Here is a 20,758-nt window from a genome sequence, read left to right on the forward strand (position 1 = left end):
TACTAAATACTAAGACCTAATTAAATGAAAAGAATAATATTAATTTTAGCGGTAGTAGTTGCAACATTCACAGCTTGCAAGGATAAAACGAAATTTACCATTAGCGGAAAGTTGACCAACGCCGATGTAAAGAATAAGGTTTACTTATATGGAATGGCTAGCAACAGCATGGTTTTATTGGACTCGACTAATTTATCGCAAGATGGTGAGTTTAAGTTTACCAATACCAAGCAAGAGCCTGATTTTTTTAGGGTAAACTATCTTACCAACGAATATATTGTGATTGCTAAAAATGGCGATCAGGTTAAAGTGACTGCCGATGTAAATGATAAAAGCCAGCACTATACCATTGATGGTGCAGAGGATGCTTCGAAATTAGCTGAGTTCAATGATATGAAAATCAAGCATCAGCAAAAGATTATTGAAGTAAGTAAACAGTTTGAAGAGAAAGTAGCTGCAGATCCAAGCAAAAGAGACGACCTTTTACAACAGTTATCGCCAGTATATAACAATGCATTAAATGAGCTTAACCAAGCTATAATCAAATTTGCAATGGATAACAACAAATCTCTAGTAAGTTTTTATGCTATTAGTTTGGTTAATCCAGTAGGAAATGAAAAAGCGATGGTTGATTACGCCGAAAAGGTAGATGCTAGTTTAAGAGGACATTCGGCGGTGAAAAACTTCATTGAAAAAGTGTCTAGGCTAAAAGCGGTACAAATTGGCCAAGTAGCACCAGATTTCTCTATCCCAAGCATTGATGGTAAAGAAGTTAAATTGGCCGACTATCGTGGCAAATATGTGTTGCTAGATTTTTGGGCTTCATGGTGTGGACCATGCAGAGCCGAAAATCCTAACGTGGTAAAGGCTTATCAAACCTATAGAAACAGAAATTTTACAGTATTGGGTATTTCTTTAGATAAAGATAAAAATGCTTGGTCACAAGCTGTTAAACAAGATAATTTGACATGGGATCAGGTAGGGGAATTGAAAGATTTTGAAGGACCAACTGTAAGGCTTTATCAAGTTGAGGCTATCCCTAGCTCGTTTTTACTTGACCCTCAAGGTAAAATCATTGCTCGTGACCTCAGGGGTGAAGAATTGGAGGTTTTTTTAAACAAAACCTTACCTAAACTCTAATTCTATGTTAATATATAGAGTAGTCTTAACAATTTGTTAACTTCACCTTAACTAAATATTGCAATTGTCTACTTACTTTCGTAACAAATAAAACTGCAATGAGTACAGCTAAACAGAAGATATTAATTGTTGACGACGAACCAGATATCTTGGAACTAATTGAGTATAACCTCAAAAAAGAAGGTTACCAAGTGTTTTTGGCCAGTAATGGACAGGACGGAATCAACGTTGCTAAGAAGGTTCAGCCTGACTTGATCATCTTGGACATCATGATGCCTAAGATGGACGGCATTGAAGCCTGTCGACTAATGAGGGCTATTCCAGAGTTTAAAAATACCTTTATGGTGTTTTTAACAGCAAGGAGCGAAGAATACTCGGAGATTGCGGGATTCAACGTAGGAGCTGATGATTACATTGCCAAGCCTATTAAACCTAGAGCATTGGTAAGTCGTATTAATGCGATCTTACGCCGTAATGCGAGTAACGATGAAGTTTCTGAGAACAAATTAGAAATTGGCGACTTGGTGATTGACCGCGAATCTTACTTAGTTTATCAAAATGGTGAGAAAGTGGTTTTAGCTAAGAAAGAATTTGAACTGCTTTATTTGCTGGCTTCAAAACCTGGAAAAGTTTACACCCGCGAAGCGATATTGAAGAACATCTGGGAAGACTCGGTAGTGGTGACCAACAGAACCATAGATGTCCACATCAGGAAATTGAGAGAAAAACTAGGCGAAAACTATGTGTCGACCGTAAAAGGAGTAGGATACAAGTTTGAATTGTCTTAAGATATAAAGCCTCGCACAAGCGGGGCTTTTTTATTTTACTTAGTGGTTCCGTTGTGTTTTCCGTCATTTCGACCTTGCGGAGAACCAAAGCTCAACGAAGTTAAATCTTTGAATATGATTATAAATATAATTTAGAGATTCTTCGCCATGCTCTGAATGACAAATTACAGTGCCAAAGTCTGTTGTTCTCCTTTGCTCTTTTCTTCTTTTTCGTACAGATTAGCTGCTCCTGCTATTCTGCGCTTAATACGTTGAGCTAATATTTTTGGTCCTAACACTTTTACACATTCACCAAATCCCAATATTTCTCTTTCCAATTCATAATTCAATACGACGTCAATTCTGAATACCGTTGTTTTCTCCTTTTCTGCAACAAGCTCTTGGGTATGATGAAGTGGTTTAGTAATTACATAAGGAGCATTTCGGTTGTCAAATTCTAAAATTACCTTATGGGGCCTGTCATTACTGTTTTTGGTGACTCCTATTAAATCGCTATAATAGCGTTCGAAATCAATCCCCTCATGTACTACAAAAGTTTCATTAGGTAGTTCCTGGAACTCGATAATTCTATCTAAAGCTAAATTCAATAATGAGCCTCCTTTTTTCGCTTTCACAATTAAAAACCATCTATTCCGATATTCTTTTAATAGATAAGGATAATATATAGCGTTTTGAGATTGTTGTGCCTTAAAAGATTTGTATTCAATGAGTAGAGCAGATTTGTTTAAAATTGCCTGATATAGTTTGGGTATATATTCCATACCTTTCAATTGGTTATTACTTTCCAATTGAATATAGTTTCCTCCTTCGTGCGTTGATTTGTATAGGTTATTCTCCAGGCGAGCAATCATGTCGCTCATTTCATCAAAGTAATTGAAAGCATTAAACTGTTTTAAAACACCGACGATTTCCTTCATTTTATCTACATCAGCATTGTTGATGGGTGCTTTAGTGATGCTATAGCTGGTATCTTCATATACGTAAAACCGTTTGTCTTTAACAATGATAGGCGCATTGTATCCCAATTTATCGCTGCGCATCAATTGAATATCGGCCTGTATGGTGCGTTTGCTTACGCCCGAAGTAATTCCCTCTAGCTCATACAGCGTTTCGGATACCTTTTCAATAAGGTCTTCTAGAGTCCATTTCTTATAACGGTTTTTTAAACAATCGTCGATGGTTTTGTACCTGATTAATGCCAGCTTGTTAATCGCCATTTGGTCAATTTTTTTGAAGAATTAAGAAAACTTGTTGATAAAGCTAATGGAAAATATTTGAAATGAAATATTTTCTGCGCAATGTATTTGCGTAATTGATGTTTTTTTAGATGTTTTTAACTCTTTTATTGAAATTATATATCTGATTATTAATGATGTAAAGTATTTGTTGTAACTATTTTTTTAATGCGCAAATATGTTGCGTAGTGTTGCTGGCATCTTTGTAATGTCGCCAGTCGATAATAGTTCTTTGATTAATATTCATCATGATATAAAGATATTCCGACCGAAAGTCGGAATGGCAATACTAAATGAGATTTATCCTATGTTGTAGGTTTCTGTATAGCCCCAAAGTATCCAAGTGTTTAACGAAGGATATGCTGATAAAGGTAATCTTGTGTTGTCTAATATACGTCTACGTGGGTTCGAATCCCGCTTCCGCAAATGTGGAATAGCTAAGTGGCTAAGCAACGTAAAAGTGCAGGTTCGAATCCTGCTTCCAAACCACAATTGGAATCGCATAAGGGTAGTGCAATGGAGTTTGGATCCATCTAAAAAGAAGAGATACTTCAAATTTCTCAAAACAACTAGCGTTGTAAAACCACATTTGGCTTAAGGTAAATAACCAAGAAGCAGTTTGTGTTTTGCTCAGCAAGTGCTAAACAAGTAAGTCGTGATTTTTAAGTCAAGCCTTTTGGCTAATCGTTCGCTCTAGCTGTTGAGGATCATCCCCATCATCTAAAACTAGGCAACTGGCTTCACTTTTAAACAAACTTGTGGTTTTAGCTCTTCCGCAAAAAGATAAATAAATGTGCAATTACAACGCTTTTTAAAAGCGAATAATTAATAGAAAATAAATTTTAACATCAAAAAACATGAAAAGAGTAACCGTTAACACCAATAATGTTGGATTGGTGTTTAAAAGAGGAAAATTAGAAAAAGTATTAACAGTAGGAACTCATTGGATTGGCTTCAGCGAAAGCGCAATGATTTATGATATGAGCAAGGAATATCACTATACTTCAGCAGAATTAGATATTTTATTGCAGAATGCAGACTTTGTGAATTTGATTCACTTAGTGACCGTAGCCGATAATGAATTGGTATTAACCTATCAAAACAACAACTTTAAAGGTATCATGAATGCCGGAAGACACGCGATTTGGAAAGGTTTATCTGAATATAATTTTGTTAGGGTGGATACCAGGAACATTGATATTGACGAAACGATTGATAAGAATTTGTTAGAAAAGATGCCTTTGTTGAATTATATCAGAGCTTATAAAATCGATTCTTTCGAGAAAGGCTTGTTGTTTATCGATGGTAAATTCAATAAGGCGTTAGAACCAGGAAATTATACCTATTGGAAAAATAGTACGACTATTCAGGTTTATAAAGCAGATATGAGGCAATTGAGCATGGAGATTAGCGGTCAGGAAATTTTAACCAAAGACAAAGCTCAATTGAGGGTTAACTTTAATATCCAATATAAAATTGAGGATATCGAAAAAGCCTTGTTGGAAAACAAAGAATTCGAGAAACAATTGTACACCACCATGCAATTGGCCTTAAGGGAATTTATTGGCTTGATGACTTTAGACGAGTTGATGGAAAGCAAAGAGAAAGTTGCGGAAACGGTGATGGACTTAGCCGCTGCTAAAGTTGCTGATTTAGGTGTGAAATTGATCAATAGTGGTGTGAAGGACATTATTTTACCAGGCGATGTGAAAGAAATCATGAACCAAGTATTAGTGGCCGAGAAAAGAGCGTAGGCCAATATCGTTACAAGAAGGGAAGAAACCGCCTCAACTAGAAGCTTGTTAAATACCGCGAAATTAATGGAAGAGAATACGATGTTGTACAAGTTGAAAGAAATGGAGTATGTGGAGAAGATTGCAGAGAAAATCAACAATATCAGCTTGTCTGGTAGTGGACAAATTGTAGATCAATTGAAACAAATTTTTGTGAAATAAATTAAATTTAGACGCCCTCGGCAAGTGAACGATGCTTGTCGAGGTTTGATGAAAAAGAAAAAATGAAAACAACTATCACAGGAAGTAACCTTTTAAAAATCGGTTATTCTGAAGGCAAAATATTAGGCTTGGCGTTAAATATCATCGCCGAGCACTTTAAAGAGACTAACGAAGCTGAGCTTTTGGCTTTGTTCAAAAAAGTAAAAGAATATCCAGAAAGCTTTTTGGATGATGCAGTGTTGGAAGGCTTGGCAAAAGCGATGATTGAAGAAGCACAACCTAAAGAAAGTGATACCATTGCATTGGTAAGGAATGCTAAATCGTATACGGTATTTGGTGAAAGCCATATCGAAGAAGGCGCCAGGAGCCAGATGAATATTGCCATGCGATTACCAGTAACCGAAGCTGGAGCTTTAATGCCAGATGCGCATCAAGGTTATGGTTTGCCTATCGGTGGGGTGCTGGCTACTAAAAATGCCATTATTCCCTACGGTGTTGGGGTAGATATTGGTTGCAGAATGGCTTTGAGTATTTTTGATATTCCAGAAAAGCATTATTTCGGGAAAGACGCCATGTATAAAAGAGAGTTGATTGCCTTTACCAAATTTGGTGCGGGACACGGCTTTAAAGGCGATGAAAGAGCTGATCATGAAGTGTTGGAAAATGAAGCTTTCTATTCAACGCCTTTCTTAAAGCATTTACATGGTAAGGCTTGGTCGCAATTGGGGACTTCTGGTGGTGGTAACCACTTTGTGGAGTGGGGTATCATTGAATTTGCCGAGCGAGATGAGGTATTGAATATTGACAAAGGACGTTATGTAGCTTTATTAACGCATTCGGGTTCTAGAGGCTTGGGTGCCACCATTGCTGGTCACTATACTAAATTGGCCAAAGACCTTTGTAAACTGCCGAAGGAAGCGGCAAACTTGGCTTATTTGGATTTAAACTCTGCAGAAGGGCAAGAATACTGGATTGCCATGAACTTGGCTGGCGATTATGCTTCTGCCTGTCATGAAATTATCCATAAAAGACTGACCAAAGCTATTGGAGCGAAAGTGCTTGCAAAGGTAGAGAACCATCATAATTTCGCTTGGAAGGAAACGTTAAATGGCGAAGAAGTGATTGTCCACAGAAAAGGGGCAACACCAGCAGGTAAAGGTGTGATGGGGATTATCCCAGGGAGTATGACCGCTCCAGGTTTTTTAGTGCGAGGAAAAGGCGAGACTTCTTCTATTAATTCGGCCTCACATGGTGCAGGGAGATTAATGAGCCGTACAAAAGCCATCCAAAGCATTACACGTTCAGAAATGAAAGCGATTTTAAAAGATCACGGCGTCACCTTAATTGGTGCTGGATTAGATGAAGCACCAATGGCTTATAAAGACATTCACCAAGTAATGGCTGCACAAACCGATTTGGTAGATGTTGTCGCAAAATTTGAGCCTAAAATGGTGAGAATGGCCGATGACGGTAGTAGAGAAGACTAAAATTGTTGATTGGGGTTACTCCATAAAAGTAATCCCAATCTCATTTTGCTAATATGTTTAATATACCAATCGGTATATTTTGTACGTTTGTTCTGTTAAATGATAAACAACATGAGCAAAGCCGAAAAAACAAGGCAATTGATTATTGAAAAAACAGCGGATGTCTTTAATAGCAAAGGCTATGCGGCAACCTCTTTATCGGATATTACCAAAATTACTGGGCTTACCAAAGGGAGTATTTATGGCAACTTTGATGACAAAGAAGAAGTAGTCATCGCGGCTTTTAAATTCAATGCCAAGCGTTTGAGAGATAGCATGGATGCTGCCATTTCGAAGGAAGAAACTGCTTACGAGCAATTGATGGCAATGCTTAACTTCTACAAAACTACTTGGAAAAAAGCGGCATCGCAAGGTGGCTGTCCAATGTTAAATGCAGCAACCGAAGCAGACGATCATTTGCTATTTCTGCGAGATGCCGTTAAGGATAACTTCATTGCTTGGCAAAAGAAAGTATCAACCATTATAGAAAAAGGGAAAGCAGAAGGTAGTTTTAAAGTTCACTTACAAACGGAGACGTATGCTTACACCTTCATCATGCTCATCGAAGGTGGCATATTGCTATCTCGTACGCTTAATCAAATCACACACTTAAATACGGCACTAGATCGCGTAAAACTGATCATAGACCAAGAAATTGTCAATTAAATTTTTTTAACCTAAAATATACCGATTGGTATATTAAATTTTAAATATCATGAGAATAGAAAATAACAAAGTATTTATTTCGGGAGCAACTTCAGGAATAGGATTGGCCATTGCGCGTAGACTTCATGCTTTAGGCAACCAAATTTTGGTGAATGGCAGAGATGAAAAGAAGTTGAATGAAACCGTTAATGAACTGAAAGGTAGCATTGCCATAAAAGCTGATTTAAGTTTGGAAGAGGAGCGTTTACGAGTGGCTGAACTTTTAAAGAATGAACATCCAGACTTGAATTGGATCATTAATAATGCAGGCCTGGCTTACACCCATTCTTTGCAAAATGGTGCAAATGCTTTTGAATTGGCTAAAAATGAGATCAATCTTAACTATTTAAGCATTATCCATTTTACTGAGTTGTTATTGCCTCAACTGTTGGGACTTGAAAATAGTGCCATTGTTAACGTAACAAGTATTGCGGCCTTTAGAGGGCATGCTAGCATTCCAACTTATTCGGCTAGTAAGGCCGCCTTACAGAACTACACCAACGTACTTCGCGATAGTTTGGCAGAACAGGAAAATGTTCGCGTTTTTGAATTAATTCCACCTTTGGTGAATACGCCATTTTCTAAGGAGATAGGTGGACAGGAACATGGCATTCCGCCAGAAGAGGTTGCTGATGAGCTTTTGACTGCACTTAGTTTAGATCAGTATCAGGTGCCTGTAGGCATGACCAAGCAATTTTTTCAATCGTAAACTTTTATGGATGCGCTAGAATCAATGAGGTCATACATCGGAAAAGAATTTGATCGTTCGCCCTCACCATTTATGAGATGGTTGCTACCTGTGGTGGTCTCGGTAGAAAAAGGCAGCTTGGAATTTAAATATGTGATCAGAAGCGAGTGGTTGAACCCAATGGATAGGTTGCATGGTGGAGTTACCGCTGCAATTATCGATGACGTATTGGGCGCAACAATGTTTAGTTTGGATGAGCCTTTTTATTATACGACCATTAATAATACCATAGATTACTTTTCTGTAGCCCAAGAAAACGAAGAAATTACGGCAAAAACTAAAATAATTAAAAAAGGACGACAATTTATCCACGCCGAATGCGAAATTTGGGGCCGGAATGGAACACGGCTCATTGCCCGTGGTACATCCAATTTATTTAAAACACAGATAAAAAAATGAGACGAGTTGTAGTTACAGGATTAGGGACCATTAATCCCCTAGGAGATAATGTTGCTGATTTTTGGAAGAATATCGTTGCAGGAAAAAGTGCCTGCGAGCGTGTAACGCGTTTTGATGTGTCCCGTTTTCGTTCGCAAATGGCCTGCGAATTGAAAGGTTTTGATCCAGCAGCCCACTTGGACAGAAACGAAATTAAACGTACTGATTTGTTTACGCAGTATGCTTTGTATGCTGCAGACCAAGCCATGAAAGATTGTGGCATTGATTTGAGTACTATTGATCCGTTTGATTTTGGAGTAATTTGGGGTAGTGGACAAGGGGGAATGCAAACTTTCGAAACGGAAGTAGAGAATTATGTGAAAGGGGAATACAATCCTCGTTTCAATCCATTCTTTATTCCTAAACTTTTGGTAAATATGGCTTCGGGCTTAATTTCGATGAAATTTGGCTTGCAGGGAATTAACTATACGCCAGTTTCAGCTTGTGCTACAGGTAATAATGCCATTATGGATGCCTTTAACTATATCAGATTTGGCAAAGCAAAAATGTTTGTGACAGGTGGTTCGGAAGCTGGAATTACGCCAGCTTCGTTTGGTGGTTTTGCTGCTTTAAAAGCGATGTCTACTAGAAATGATGATCCACAAACTGCGAGTAGACCGTTTGATAAAGATAGAGATGGTTTTGTAATGGGAGAGGGTGCAGGCGCTTTAATTTTAGAAGAATATGAGCATGCAAAGGCAAGAGGTGCAAAAATCTATGCGGAAGTAGTTGGCGCTGCAATGACCGCTGATGCTTATCATATTACATCGCCACATCCAGAAGGTATTGGTGCCGCAAAAGCCATGACTTTAGCTTTAGAAGAAGCAAATTTAAAGGCAGAAGATTTGGATTATTTGAATCTGCATGCTACTTCAACACCTGTTGGAGATTTGGCCGAGCTGAATGCTGCAAAATTGGTTTTTGGTGCTTCTGATCAACTTCACATCAGCTCTACTAAATCAATGACAGGTCACTTATTAGGTGCCGCCGCCGCTATTGAGGCCATTATTGCGATTAAGAGTATTAATGATAATGTAGTGCCACCAACCATTAACGTGACTGAGCCTGATCCAGAAATTCCTGAAGGCATGAAATTGGTATTTAATGAACCACTATATAAAGAAGTGAAAACTGCTATGAGCAATGCGTTTGGCTTTGGTGGCCATAATAGTACCGTTGTTTTTAAAGAACTGGTTTAAGGCCTTAAATAAGACAGACCTACGAGGTTTTTAAAGCCTCGTAGGTCATTTTTACTAGTTCCTAGCCACTAATCCCTAGTCACTATTAATAATTCAATACTTTAATTTCTGTCCTTCTATTGGCTTGGTGTTGTTCCTCTGAACAGGTTACGCCATTGCCGCATCCATTCAATAATTTTGTTTCGCCGTATCCTCTGGCAATCAGCCTATCTCTGCTAATACCATTGGCAACTAAGTAATTTACCGCTGCTTCGGCACGTTGTTGAGACAGTTTTCTGTTGTAAGCATCATTGCCACGACTATCGGTATGAGAAGAGAGCTCAATTTTTAATGATGGGTTTTGCTTCATAATGGCCACTACGTTATCTAAAATGATGGCGGCATCTGGGCGGATGTTAGCTTTGTCGAAATCGTACAGAATATTTTTCAGTACCCACTGACTGCCTGTAGCAAGTTCGCAAACACCTAGTTTTAACGTTACATATAATGTTTTGCTTCGGTCTAAACCTTTGGTGGTTACCAATTCAGTTTGTGAGTAACGTGCTTGATGGTTAGCTACTACCGTAAAGTCTGATTGAGCATCCAATTGGTAAATGAACTTACCTTGCGCATCAGATATTTGGCTCATATTACTCTTAGTACCTGTATTGGTTAATACGGTACTAATGCCTGCCAGATTGGTACCTTTTACACAATCAAAAGTTTCTCCAACCAGTGTAAATCTAGGATCATCATGATAAATCTCCTTGAATATGGTGGCTGAGCTACCTTTAAAGTCTTCATCGCTTAAAGTTAGCAAAGGTGTTTTGACGCCATTTTTCTCGCCAATGACTTGATAGCTTCCTGGCGATACTTTGGTGATTCTTTGCGCTTGGCCATTGGCATCTGTGATTGATTTTTCATTCAATTTATCGCTGCTGATGCTTACAGTAACACCACTTAAAGCTAATCCAGTTTGTTTATCCTTAACTACAATTTGTAGGTCCTTGGTGGCAATTAGCGGTTTTACCACGTCATCATATTTGGCGACAGTCTCTTGTGGAAGAACAGGTTTTTTGTTTTCACCGAAGATGAATTTGATACCAGCCCCAGCGTTAAGGCTTTTGTGAAGCGTGTTTTCTCGAACCCTAACTTCGTTATAGTGATCTAGGATGCCGCTTTTGATTCCAACCGCAGGATCAATAGGCGTGTGTTGTACACTTTTTTCAATGGTAAACCTACTTGGTTTATTACCAAATGTTGTACCGAAGGTTTGTACATAATCAACGTGAGCGAATACGGCGATTTTTGGCGTAATTTTGTAGTTTAAGCGTAAGCCTCCAACACCAGCCCAACTATTTGCCTTGTTGCTGGCATCGTTTACGGTGTATTGGGTATCGTAGTTGGTGGTGCCAAATACGTTGGTAAAGGTTAAGGTGGTGGTGTACTCGGGAAAGTGTTGCATCATTACACCGCCACGTAAATACAATTCGGCGTGAAAGTTGTTTTTGGTAAACTTATAGCTAGGACCAAAGGTGAATAAATAGTCCTGAAACCGTTGGCTGTTTTTGTAATCGGTAACAATGTAACCATTGGTGAAAAGTACGCTGTCGGCTACGTTAATTCCATTTCTGATGAAGCGGGCATCAATACCTAATCCGAATTTATTTCCTTTGAAGTATTTTTCTAAGAAAATGCCAGCGTGATAGCCTAATTTGGTATCTCCAATTTTTTTGTAAGTACTTAATGGTTGGGTAATTCCGCCTTGTAAGCCTATTTGAAAATCTCCTCTCGGCTTTTCTTGGGCGACTGCAAAAAATGTAAATCCTAGTAACATCAGTGCAAGTGAAAATTTCTTCATGATCTTAATATTTAACATTCAACATTCTGTTCTTTAGCTCTTGGTCCAATATGGACGTGTTATTAGCTAATCAACAGGATGGAAGAAATGTTACCCTATGAAGGCGTTTTTCTTGCTTTTTTTAGTCTGTTTCTGTGTTTTTTTGTCATTCAAATGAGAGGATGAATCTCTAAGTGGCTGTTGTTGTTTATTAGAGATCCTTCGCTACCGAATAGTCGGTACAGGTAACGCTCTGAATGACAGGGTGATTAAGTGACTAATTCGGTTTGATGAATAGGCTTTTGTAACCTAAACCCGATTGGAACGAGCATCCCGATGAAATCGGGATAAAGTGGAAAGCGGGACTACCGATAATAGTGATCCTAATTTGCTTTTCGAAAAATATAGATTTGCTTAGGATTCTTCGCTACGCTCTAAATAACAAGATGTTCACGGGTAAATGCTCTCTTGGACGCTTGAATCCTCAGTTATTGTATTGTTAAGTTGGTGTTTCATCATCTCGGCTTCATAGAGAGATTTTTGGATGTGCCGATAGTAGGTGTCTTTAAAGTACAAAGATCTCTCCGCTGCGGTCGAGATGACGGGACGGTAAAGCTAGGCTTTCGCTTGTTGAATAAGTTTTTGCAGCTCTGCTAAATCTTTTGCCACAATATCGGGCTTTACGGTTGATTGTTGTACATCGCTAATGGTTGCTTCTCCTGAAAGGACGAGTACGCCCAATGCTCCAGCGTTCTTCGCCATTTTTACATCGGTATAAATTCTATCGCCTACCATGGCAATTTCATTGGGTTTTAAGCCATATTGATGGATGATGCCGTCTAACATTTGAGGGTCGGGCTTGCCAATCACCACATCTGGTTTTCTTTTGGTGGCGCCTTCAATACAAGCGCAAATAGAACCACAGTCTACCAAGATGTTAGGTTGGTCGGTAGGACAAACCCAATCTGGGTTGGTGGCAAAATAGGGAAGAGGTTGGCTTGCCCAGTAGGCAGCTCTACATAATCTCGAATAAATGAGTGAGGTATCGAAACCCACCACTAGTGCATCTGGTCTGTCATCGGCACTTTCCGCTGTAGAGATGAAACCTGCATCTTCAAACTCTTTCACCATGCTTGGCGTGCCCAAAATAAACAACCGTTTTACGTTGGGGTAGTGGTTTTTAATATAATTGATGGTGGCAACGGCAGAGGTGTACATTTCATCTGCTGTTGCTGGAATGCCCATTTTTTCTAAATGCTTAAGGTAGTCGGCAGTACTTTTGGATGGGTTATTGGTTAAAAAGGAATAACCAATGCCATTTTGTTTTAAATAGCTTAAAAAATTGTTGGTAAACGGAAATAGTGTGCTGCCATTGTAAATGGTGCCATCCATGTCCAAAGCAAAATGCTTAGTGTTTTTGAGTTGTTCGCTGATAACTATAGGAAGTGTCATAAAATCAATTAATCTTTAGTTTCTAATTCGTCGTATCCGTGTGCTTTGGCTTTCCACATGAGCGCAAAAATGAATATACAAAGTACCGCCATACCAATCATCATCATGAATACATAGTCCCAAGCTTTTCCAGGGTTGACTTTACTGATGGAATCTACCATATAGCCAACGCCTACGCCCGAGACCAACCCACTGGCATAACCAAAAAGTCCAGTGAGGCCATTTGCGGTGGCAGCGGCACGGTTTGTGGCTTGGTTTGCTGCTGCAATGCCAATTAGCGCTTGAGGACCGTAGATAAAAAAGCCCGACATGGCCAATACCAATATCATTGCCCACGAAGGAGTACTATCTGGCAAATACAAGAAAATGGTCATAAATACCGCTACACCAACCATGCAATACAAAGAGGTGCGGTGAGCTTTGCCCGCAAAATATTTATCGGTCACCCAGCCAGCGGCCAGCATACCTACAATACCGAAAATTTCGAAAACGGCAACGGTCCATCCTGCATTGGTTAAGGTCATGCCGTGTGCTTCTTTAAGGAAAGTTGGTCCCCAGTCTAATACCGCAAAGCGAACAATGTACACGAAGAAATTGGCTATTCCCAATATCCAAATCCATTTGTTTCGGTACACATGTTTGTTGACAAAAGCTTTGAATTCGGCAGAGGAATATTTACCTTTTTTATGTGTTTTATGAAGTTCTGGTAGCCCTACGGAAGAAGGGGTGTCTCTTAAGCCGATAAATAGACCTAATGAACCTACTAAGGCAATGGATGCAGGTATCCAAAAACACCATTTCCACGCACCGTAATGGGATGCCGACTCGATGACACTTTTCATCTTTTCGGTATCTGTTGCATCTATTTTCAGGTTGGCTGCAATGGAAGCAATGACTTCTGGGTTGTTACTCATATTAGTACCCATTGAACCCATGATATAACCCGCTAAAATGGCTACTAAAGCTGCTCCAATAGAGTGTGAAGTATTCCAAATAGACATTTTGGTGGCCAATTCGTTTTGAGGAATCCAGTGCGTAAGTAGGCGAGCTACAGGTGGAAAGCCACTTCCTTGGATGAGATTGTTCAGGATCAGGATAATTCCAAAAATGAGTACCATGGTATTGGTGAACATTGGTCCGCCAGTTTGCCCCGTGAAGATGGTGCTCAAATCAGCTCCCCAACCAAAGGCGAAGTTGGCTACAGCGCACAGGAATAGGCCAATGGACATATGATAGCGGGCGTTCATTCTGTCGGCTAATACGCCATTGAGAAATCTCGATATGCCATAAACAATGGTCACCAAAGTCATGATGATACCAAAGCTGGTTTTGGTGATGCCGTATTCGGCGGTTAGACCAGGGATGGCAAAAGAGAAGTTTTTGCGAACGAAATAAAATACTGCATAACCAATCATGGTCACGATGATGGTTCTGGTTTGCCAGTATTTAAACAGTTTTTGTGTGGCTTCTTTGTCGTTTGTTTGTTCTTGGTTGGTCATTTTGTTTAACTGTTTTATTCGTTAAATTGATTAATGGAGTTTACCAATTTTTAATTCGTTCCCAGTTTCCAGATACCGTCTTTGCCAAAAAGCTGGTCAAGCCATTGGTTTAGGTAGCCAGTTCTTACCGCAAGGTCAAGGATGGTAAATCTTCGTCTAATATATTGCGCTCTAACAAAAGTTTGTTTTAATTTTTCTCTCGTGATGCCGATATGCTCAGGTTCGGTAGGGGCGCCTACGGTAGCCAAACGGGCTTTGGCCTCTTCAAATGGAACAATTTGCTGCTTTAAGCGAGCTTTAATGTTGCTCCAGTTATCTTTCAATGTCTGTAATTGTTTTTCTAATAATTGGCGGTCGATATATTTAGCACTGGTTTCTTGCCAGCCAATTTCTGGGAAATCGGTGTCTTTAAAAATGTCTAGAGATTGTGTTTTTAGTTCTTCCAAGGTTGGCCATTGTTCTAATGCTTTTGGAATGTCCAAATGTTCAAAGTCGGTTTTTAATGCCAAGTCATAAAGAGCGGTAATGGCCAAAGTCCCAATGCTTACTTGAAAACCATGCGAAACGTGTTCGCCATTGTTAAGGTGGTGTTCCATGTTCCAAAGGTGGCTGAACTGATGTTCAGCGCCAGAGGCAGGTCTGCTTGATTTAGACCATTGCATGGCAAAGCCGCCTAGCATTAATCCTTCAGTAAGTTGCGAAACTGCTTTAGTCTCGCCATTTCTGGTTCCCGCTGGATCTGAAAGTGCTTCATGAAGTCCATCCTGTACAATAGACCATGCCGTTGGATCTATTGGCTCTACATTCAGTGCATCTGCTAAAATCCAGTCAGCGCCTGCAGTGATTTTTGCAAATAAGTCTGCGTAACCCGAAGCGGTCATTTCGGTAGGAGCTGCACTTAAAATATCAATATCCGCCAAACATGCTTGTGGTGCTGGACAATTAAAGGTTTGTTTTGCGCCATCGGCTGTAATAGAGGCTCCAAAAGCGGTGTAGCCGTCCATGGAAGCTGCAGTGGCTACGCAGAGGTAAGGTCTATTGGTTAAGTGTGCTGCCAGTTTGGTGAGGTCGTTAATGGTGCCAGAACCTACGGCTACTGGAATGGCTTGGTTTTGTTTTAAGACGTTCACTAGTTCTTCTACATACTCGTAAGCGGCGTAAATCTCTGGATCTTTGTAAATATAAGGGGATTCTTGAAGGATACCATTGCTTTCAAATTGTTTCAATAATGATTTTCCTGCTAATTCAAAGGTGGTTGTATCAGCAACAATGATGGCTTTGGCTCCTGGGAATTGTTCCTTAAATAATTGAGAAGTTTGTTTTAGCTTGTCTTGGCCTATTATTAGGGCTTTGGTTTCGCTAGCAGATTTTAACGCTGTGGCTACTTTTGACATTAAGGAAAGGCTTTGGTTGGTTAAATTTGGTTGATTTTTAGCTTTATCAAATAAACGATTTTTAAAAAAATAAAACAAATAAAAATTTATAAATAACATTTTGAAAGTTTAACGATGGGTTAACAAAATGTTTAAATACAAAAAAAGCCCCGCATGTGCGAGGCTTTAAGTTCTTTGATTACTTTCTGTTATTTACAGTAATTGGATTTAAATTCTTCCGACATGATCTCTGTAATACGGATAATTTCATCCGCTTCATTGGAATTGTTATAAATCAACTGGTTGCAGGTTTCTCTGTAAGGAAGTAAATATTCCTTATATGCAGGTACTACGTGATTGTGCCATTTGTATAGTACATCTTCTTCGGGATAACCTCTTTCGATACCGTCTCTTTGTACTCTTCTTTCTAGGGCTATGTTTTCATCTGCCTCGATAAAGATTCGGTAATCTATTAGCGAGTTGATTTCTTTAAAGTGTAAGATGAACAAACCCTCTACAATGATAATGGGAGCGGGGTGAATTTCTAAGATTTTGGTTACTGCCAAAGGATTGTTAAAGTTGTATTCCTTTTTGTAGACGGTTTCTCCGTTGATCAGTTTTTTAATGTCCATTAGGAATTGCTGATCATCGATGGTGCTGGGAAGGTCAAAGTTGTAAAGTTTGTTTTCCTCCTGAGTCATTTCGCCAGCAGGGATGTAATAATCATCCTGTGATACTAGCGTTACTTCATCATGTTTAAAATGGTGTAAAAAACTGTGCAGGAAAAAAGTTTTACCTGAGCCGCTGCCTCCAGCGATGCCAATAATTACAGGCTTTTTAGTTTTCATTCTCTTTAGGACCGTATGTTAAAGTACAGAAAAAACGTTTATCCAATGCGCCAACTGCATCGGCCACCGCCTTAGTCATTACAATTATGACATCTTTAGTGGTTTCATTTTCAGTGAATTTGCCTACTACCTTTGCAAAGGTTGAGCGGTTGGTCATTGGATTAGTGATTTGAATAATAGTGCCTACAGGAGCAGTTCTGTGCAAAATTAGCATTTTATTGGGATCTAAGTCCGCATCAGTGATCCAAACTCCAGTACCTTTTTCTTCAATCCTATTTAGTCCGTAGGTTGCCGCTGGCCGTTTTAGATTTGGATTTTTAAGTGTACCTGTACTTTCCGTAGACTCGTCATCGTTGTCGTTATTGTTAGCTGTAGATACCGTAGGAGCAGGTTTTTCTCCTTTAATGATTAATTTTTGGCCTACCGTTAGATCGTTAGATGTTAAATTGTTGAAGGTTTTTAGTTGATAGGTAGTGAGCTGATATTTTTGGGCGATGGAATAGATCGTTTCGTTTGCCGCTACCACGTGTTCGAAAGTAGGATCTGTTTTGCTAGGCGCAGGAGTGCTGACTGCAGCTGTTGGTTTGCTTTCTACAGGTTTACTTTCGACAGGTTTGCTTTCAATGGGCTTGCTGGCTATTACAGGCGCTTCATTTTGAGCTGCTGCACCCTTGGCAGGAATTTTTAATACCTGACCAATTTGGAGGTTGTTGGAGTTTAATCCGTTGAGTTCTTTGATTTCTTCTACCGTCACCTCATATTGTTTCGCAATCACTCCCAAATACTCTTTAGGTTTTACAATATGCTCAATCACTCCTGTAGTAGTAGGGACTGTTTTTGTTTCTTGAGGCTGATTGCTGGTTTGAGGAGTAGCAGTATTGGTGGCCAAAGGATTGGTTTTATTAAAAGGGACTCTTAAAACCTGACCAACTTGTAGGTTGTTTCCGCTTAAATTATTGAGTTTTTTGATATCGGCTACGGTGGTCGCAAATCTCTCGGCAATTAAATTCAAATTGTCTTTGGCTACTACTGTATAGTCGAAAAAGCTATTGGCGGTAATCGTTGGTACGCTTGTCGTTGCTTTTTGATTAAACGGGATTTCGGTAGGTACTTTAACAATGGAGCCAATTTGAAGGGCCGCATTATTGTTGTACGCCTGAACGTCTTTTACGTTGACGTTGTATTTTCTAGAAATAGAGTAGTAACTTTCTTTTGGATCTACCTTGTGGATGATCAATTTTTTGCCATTATTGTTCTCTACACCTATAGAGTCAAGCGGCTTACTGGCAAAAGCAGCAGCTGAACTTAGCAGCGTGCAGATTAAAATATATCTCTTAAGCATCTATATTTTTAATTTTTGGAGGTACAATTATACGAATAATATATAGGAACACTAACAATGTAACTAAACGGTAACATTTTGTATTCTATTGTACGAATTTGTAATGAAATCAAAACTTATTCCCATTAGTTTTGTTAATTTGGTACTATCAAAAACACAGATATTATGTCAGCAAAAGAAATAAATCTAACAGAGAAACAAGTTAAACCAGTGGTGGATATGCTTAATGATTATTTGGCAAACTATCACATTCACTATCAAAAATTAAGAGGTTGCCATTGGAATATTAAAGGTCAAAACTTCTTCACGCTTCACCTTAAATTTGAGGAACTGTATACTAACGCTCAGCTTACTATCGATGAAATTGCAGAGCGTGTATTGACTTTAGGGAAAGCTCCTCATAGCCGTTTTTCAGATTATATCAAGGAATCAGGCATTAAAGAAATTGATACTATTGGCTTGGCTGATACAGCGATGGTTGAGGCGATTTTAGATGATATGACCAAACTTATTGAACTAGAACGTGAATTGTTGGAAGCTACCGATAAAGCAAGTGACGACGGTTCGAATGATATGGTCAATCGTTTTATGCAGTTTAAAGAAAAAACCATTTGGATGTTACGTTCTTTTTTAGGGAAGAAATAATTTTAACTAGCTGATTGGTTAATGTGATGATTAGCTAATTGGTATGGAGCCACAGATGCACAGATAAAAAATATTGGTGTATCTGTGGCTTTTTTATTATCTAATTGTCGCATCATCTCATCATCATATTCTCTCATTATCACATTATGAAGACCTCTCATTATCAATTTTTTTATCTTTGAACCATGGGATATAAAAGCTTGGCTGAATGTGTTGCCGATTTGGAAAAACATGGCCATCTGATTAGAATTAAGGAAGAAGTAGATCCATATTTAGAAATGGCTGATATACACCTTCGAGTGTATGAAAAGCAAGGTCCAGCGCTATTGTTCGAGAAAGTTAAAGGTAGTCCGTTTAAGGCGGTGTCAAACTTATTTGGTACGTTGGAGCGCTCTAAATTTATGTTTAGAGATTCACTTCCGAAAGTACAGCAATTGGTAGAATTACGCTCAGATCCGATGAAAGCTGTTAAAAACCCGTTTAAGTTTTTAGGTACTGGTTTGACTGCTCTATCGGCTTTGCCATTAAAGCAATCCTTATTTAAACAAACTTTTCAGAAAACCACCATCTCGGCATTGCCTCAAATTGTGAATTGGCCTATGGATGGTGGCCCTTTTATTACCATGCCGCAAGTGTTTACTGAAGATATTGATCGACCAGGGGTGATGAATGGTAACTTGGGTATGTATCGTATTCAACTGGCAGGTAACGATTATATACAGGATAAAGAAATTGGTCTTCATTATCAAATCCACAGGGGGATTGGGGTACACCAAACCAAAGCAAATGCTAAAGGACAGCCGCTTAAAGTAAGTATTTTTGTAGGTGGTCCGCCATCACATCCTTTGGCTGCAGTAATGCCATTGCCTGAAGGACTTTCAGAGATGACTTTTGCAGGAGCGTTAGGCAATAGACGTTTTAGGTATTTTAGGGACGAGGAAGGTTTTGTGATTTCTGCAGATGCTGATTTTGTAATTACAGGCACGGTTTATCCTCACGAAAATAAACCAGAAGGACCATTTGGCGACCATTTGGGCTATTATAGCTTGGTGCATCCATTTCCTTTAATGAAAGTGCATCATGTATACCATAAAAAAGATGCACTTTGGTCGTTTACGGTAGTAGGCAGGCCGCCTCAAGAAGATACCAGTTTTGGTGCATTGATCCATGAAATATCGGGTTCGGCTATTCCGCAAGAAATACATGGTTTAAAAGAGGTTAACGCTGTGGATGCTGCAGGTGTACACCCGCTTTTATTTGCTATAGGAAGTGAGCGTTATACGCCATATTTGAAAGAAAGAAAGCCACAGGAGATTTTGACCATCAGTAATCATATTTTAGGTAAAAATCAATTGAGTTTGGCTAAGTATCTTTTGATTGCTGCGAGAGAAGATAATGAAGCGTTAACTACGCATCACCTAGATGAGTTTTTGCAGCACATGCTTGAAAGGGTTGATCTGACAAGAGATATTCATTTTCATACCAATACTACTATTGATACTTTGGATTATTCGGGCGATGGGCTTAACTCGGGGTCTAAAGTGGTTTTTGCAGCAGCAGGAGAAAAGAAACGTGAGCTTTTAGGCAGCTTGCCTACTGGTTTTGACCTGGCTGAACCTCATCATTTGGCGGTACCAGGTATCTTGACGGTTCAATTGCCTAAGTATACCAATCAACAGGAAGCTAAAAGAGACATTGCGTCTCTTAAAGAAAGATTAAAAGCAAACGAGCTTTCACAATTGCCATTGGTGGTAGTGTGTGATGATGCAAGCTTTACTGCTGAAAATATTAATAATTTGGTTTGGGTAACTTTTACGAGAAGTAATCCTGCTGCAGATATAGATGGTGTGGATGACTTTACGGAAAATAAGCATTGGGGCTGTAGAGGGCCATTAATTATAGATGCCCGTAAGAAACCTCATCATGCGCCAGAGTTGATTAAGGATGAAGCCGTAGCGGAAAGAATAGATAGGATGGGAGCGCAGGGTGGTTCTTTATATGGTATTATATAAAAAAAACCGACGAGCAGTTCGTCGGTTTTTTTGT

General features: G+C 39.2%; 18 protein-coding genes and 1 tRNA gene. 12 read left to right on the plus strand and 7 right to left on the minus strand.

The genetic code is table 11. The features are described from left to right. Positions 1 to 24 precede the first annotated feature (24 nt). Together DUT70_RS02740 and DUT70_RS02745 are read left to right on the plus strand one after the other, a co-directional pair. Complete coding sequence (locus DUT70_RS02740) at positions 25 to 1,140, plus strand: TlpA disulfide reductase family protein (RefSeq protein WP_113645764.1); 1,116 nt, start codon at positions 25 to 27, stop codon at positions 1,138 to 1,140. 98 nt (positions 1,141 to 1,238) lie between these two features. Next, positions 1,239 to 1,928, plus strand: coding sequence for a response regulator transcription factor (locus tag DUT70_RS02745; RefSeq protein ID WP_113645765.1), 690 nt, complete (start codon positions 1,239 to 1,241; stop codon positions 1,926 to 1,928). 164 nt (positions 1,929 to 2,092) lie between these two features. Here the strand turns inward: DUT70_RS02745 and DUT70_RS02750 are convergent, their stop codons facing one another. Then, the gene (locus tag DUT70_RS02750; RefSeq protein WP_113645766.1) at positions 2,093 to 3,145 is read right to left on the minus strand and encodes a helix-turn-helix transcriptional regulator; all 1,053 of its coding nucleotides are present in this window, start codon (positions 3,143 to 3,145) and stop codon (positions 2,093 to 2,095) included. 445 nt (positions 3,146 to 3,590) lie between these two features. Between DUT70_RS02750 and DUT70_RS21090 the strand changes: the two genes are divergently transcribed. The 8 genes from DUT70_RS21090 to fabF all read left to right on the plus strand — a co-directional run bounded on the left by DUT70_RS21090 (position 3,591) and on the right by fabF (position 9,734). Beyond that, positions 3,591 to 3,652, plus strand: a tRNA-OTHER gene (locus DUT70_RS21090). Between the two features lie 368 nt (positions 3,653 to 4,020). Then, positions 4,021 to 4,917, plus strand: coding sequence for a slipin family protein (locus DUT70_RS02755; protein WP_205529718.1), 897 nt, complete (start codon positions 4,021 to 4,023; stop codon positions 4,915 to 4,917). 66 nt (positions 4,918 to 4,983) lie between these two features. Further along, the gene (locus tag DUT70_RS21455) at positions 4,984 to 5,118 is read left to right on the plus strand and encodes a hypothetical protein (RefSeq protein WP_262512175.1); all 135 of its coding nucleotides are present in this window, start codon (positions 4,984 to 4,986) and stop codon (positions 5,116 to 5,118) included. 62 nt (positions 5,119 to 5,180) lie between these two features. Then, positions 5,181 to 6,605, plus strand: coding sequence for an RtcB family protein (locus tag DUT70_RS02760; protein WP_113645767.1), 1,425 nt, complete (start codon positions 5,181 to 5,183; stop codon positions 6,603 to 6,605). A gap of 111 nt (positions 6,606 to 6,716) precedes the next feature. Continuing rightward, positions 6,717 to 7,310, plus strand: a complete 594-nt coding sequence (locus DUT70_RS02765; RefSeq protein ID WP_113645768.1) for a TetR/AcrR family transcriptional regulator — start codon at positions 6,717 to 6,719, stop codon at positions 7,308 to 7,310. Positions 7,311 to 7,359: 49 nt separating this feature from the next. Then, positions 7,360 to 8,058, plus strand: a complete 699-nt coding sequence (locus tag DUT70_RS02770) for an SDR family oxidoreductase (protein ID WP_113645769.1) — start codon at positions 7,360 to 7,362, stop codon at positions 8,056 to 8,058. Positions 8,059 to 8,082: 24 nt separating this feature from the next. Continuing rightward, complete coding sequence (locus DUT70_RS02775) at positions 8,083 to 8,496, plus strand: PaaI family thioesterase (protein ID WP_240432007.1); 414 nt, start codon at positions 8,083 to 8,085, stop codon at positions 8,494 to 8,496. Further along, positions 8,493 to 9,734, plus strand: a complete 1,242-nt coding sequence (fabF, locus tag DUT70_RS02780) for a beta-ketoacyl-ACP synthase II (protein WP_113645771.1) — start codon at positions 8,493 to 8,495, stop codon at positions 9,732 to 9,734. Before DUT70_RS02775 ends, fabF begins: the two co-directional genes overlap by 4 nt. 85 nt (positions 9,735 to 9,819) lie before the next feature. Here fabF and DUT70_RS02785 read toward each other — a convergent pair whose 3' ends face one another. The 6 genes from DUT70_RS02785 to DUT70_RS02810 form a co-directional block, all read right to left on the minus strand. After that, entirely contained in the window at positions 9,820 to 11,574 is a 1,755-nt protein-coding gene (locus DUT70_RS02785) for an OmpA family protein (RefSeq protein ID WP_113646541.1), read from the minus strand. A gap of 594 nt (positions 11,575 to 12,168) precedes the next feature. Continuing rightward, positions 12,169 to 13,005 (minus strand): HAD-IIA family hydrolase, encoded by an 837-nt coding sequence (locus tag DUT70_RS02790; RefSeq protein WP_113645772.1) that lies wholly within the window; start codon positions 13,003 to 13,005, stop codon positions 12,169 to 12,171. Between the two features lie 8 nt (positions 13,006 to 13,013). Next, positions 13,014 to 14,504, minus strand: a complete 1,491-nt coding sequence (locus DUT70_RS02795; protein WP_113645773.1) for an MFS transporter — start codon at positions 14,502 to 14,504, stop codon at positions 13,014 to 13,016. A gap of 50 nt (positions 14,505 to 14,554) precedes the next feature. Next, the gene (locus DUT70_RS02800) at positions 14,555 to 15,898 is read right to left on the minus strand and encodes a sn-glycerol-1-phosphate dehydrogenase (protein ID WP_113646542.1); all 1,344 of its coding nucleotides are present in this window, start codon (positions 15,896 to 15,898) and stop codon (positions 14,555 to 14,557) included. Between the two features lie 188 nt (positions 15,899 to 16,086). Continuing rightward, positions 16,087 to 16,725 (minus strand): uridine kinase family protein, encoded by a 639-nt coding sequence (locus DUT70_RS02805; RefSeq protein ID WP_113645774.1) that lies wholly within the window; start codon positions 16,723 to 16,725, stop codon positions 16,087 to 16,089. Next, the gene (locus DUT70_RS02810; RefSeq protein WP_113645775.1) at positions 16,715 to 18,067 is read right to left on the minus strand and encodes a LysM peptidoglycan-binding domain-containing protein; all 1,353 of its coding nucleotides are present in this window, start codon (positions 18,065 to 18,067) and stop codon (positions 16,715 to 16,717) included. Before DUT70_RS02810 ends, DUT70_RS02805 begins: the two co-directional genes overlap by 11 nt. A 165-nt stretch (positions 18,068 to 18,232) precedes the next feature. Between DUT70_RS02810 and DUT70_RS02815 the strand changes: the two genes are divergently transcribed. Both DUT70_RS02815 and DUT70_RS02820 read left to right on the plus strand, forming a co-directional pair. Further along, positions 18,233 to 18,712: a Dps family protein gene (locus tag DUT70_RS02815; protein ID WP_113645776.1), complete on the plus strand. Its 480-nt coding sequence runs from the start codon at positions 18,233 to 18,235 to the stop codon at positions 18,710 to 18,712. Between the two features lie 185 nt (positions 18,713 to 18,897). Continuing rightward, complete coding sequence (locus DUT70_RS02820; protein ID WP_113645777.1) at positions 18,898 to 20,724, plus strand: UbiD family decarboxylase; 1,827 nt, start codon at positions 18,898 to 18,900, stop codon at positions 20,722 to 20,724. The last annotated feature ends 34 nt before the right edge of the window (positions 20,725 to 20,758 follow it).

Source organism: Pedobacter chitinilyticus, assembly GCF_003313385.1.
GTDB lineage: Bacteria > Bacteroidota > Bacteroidia > Sphingobacteriales > Sphingobacteriaceae > Pedobacter > Pedobacter chitinilyticus.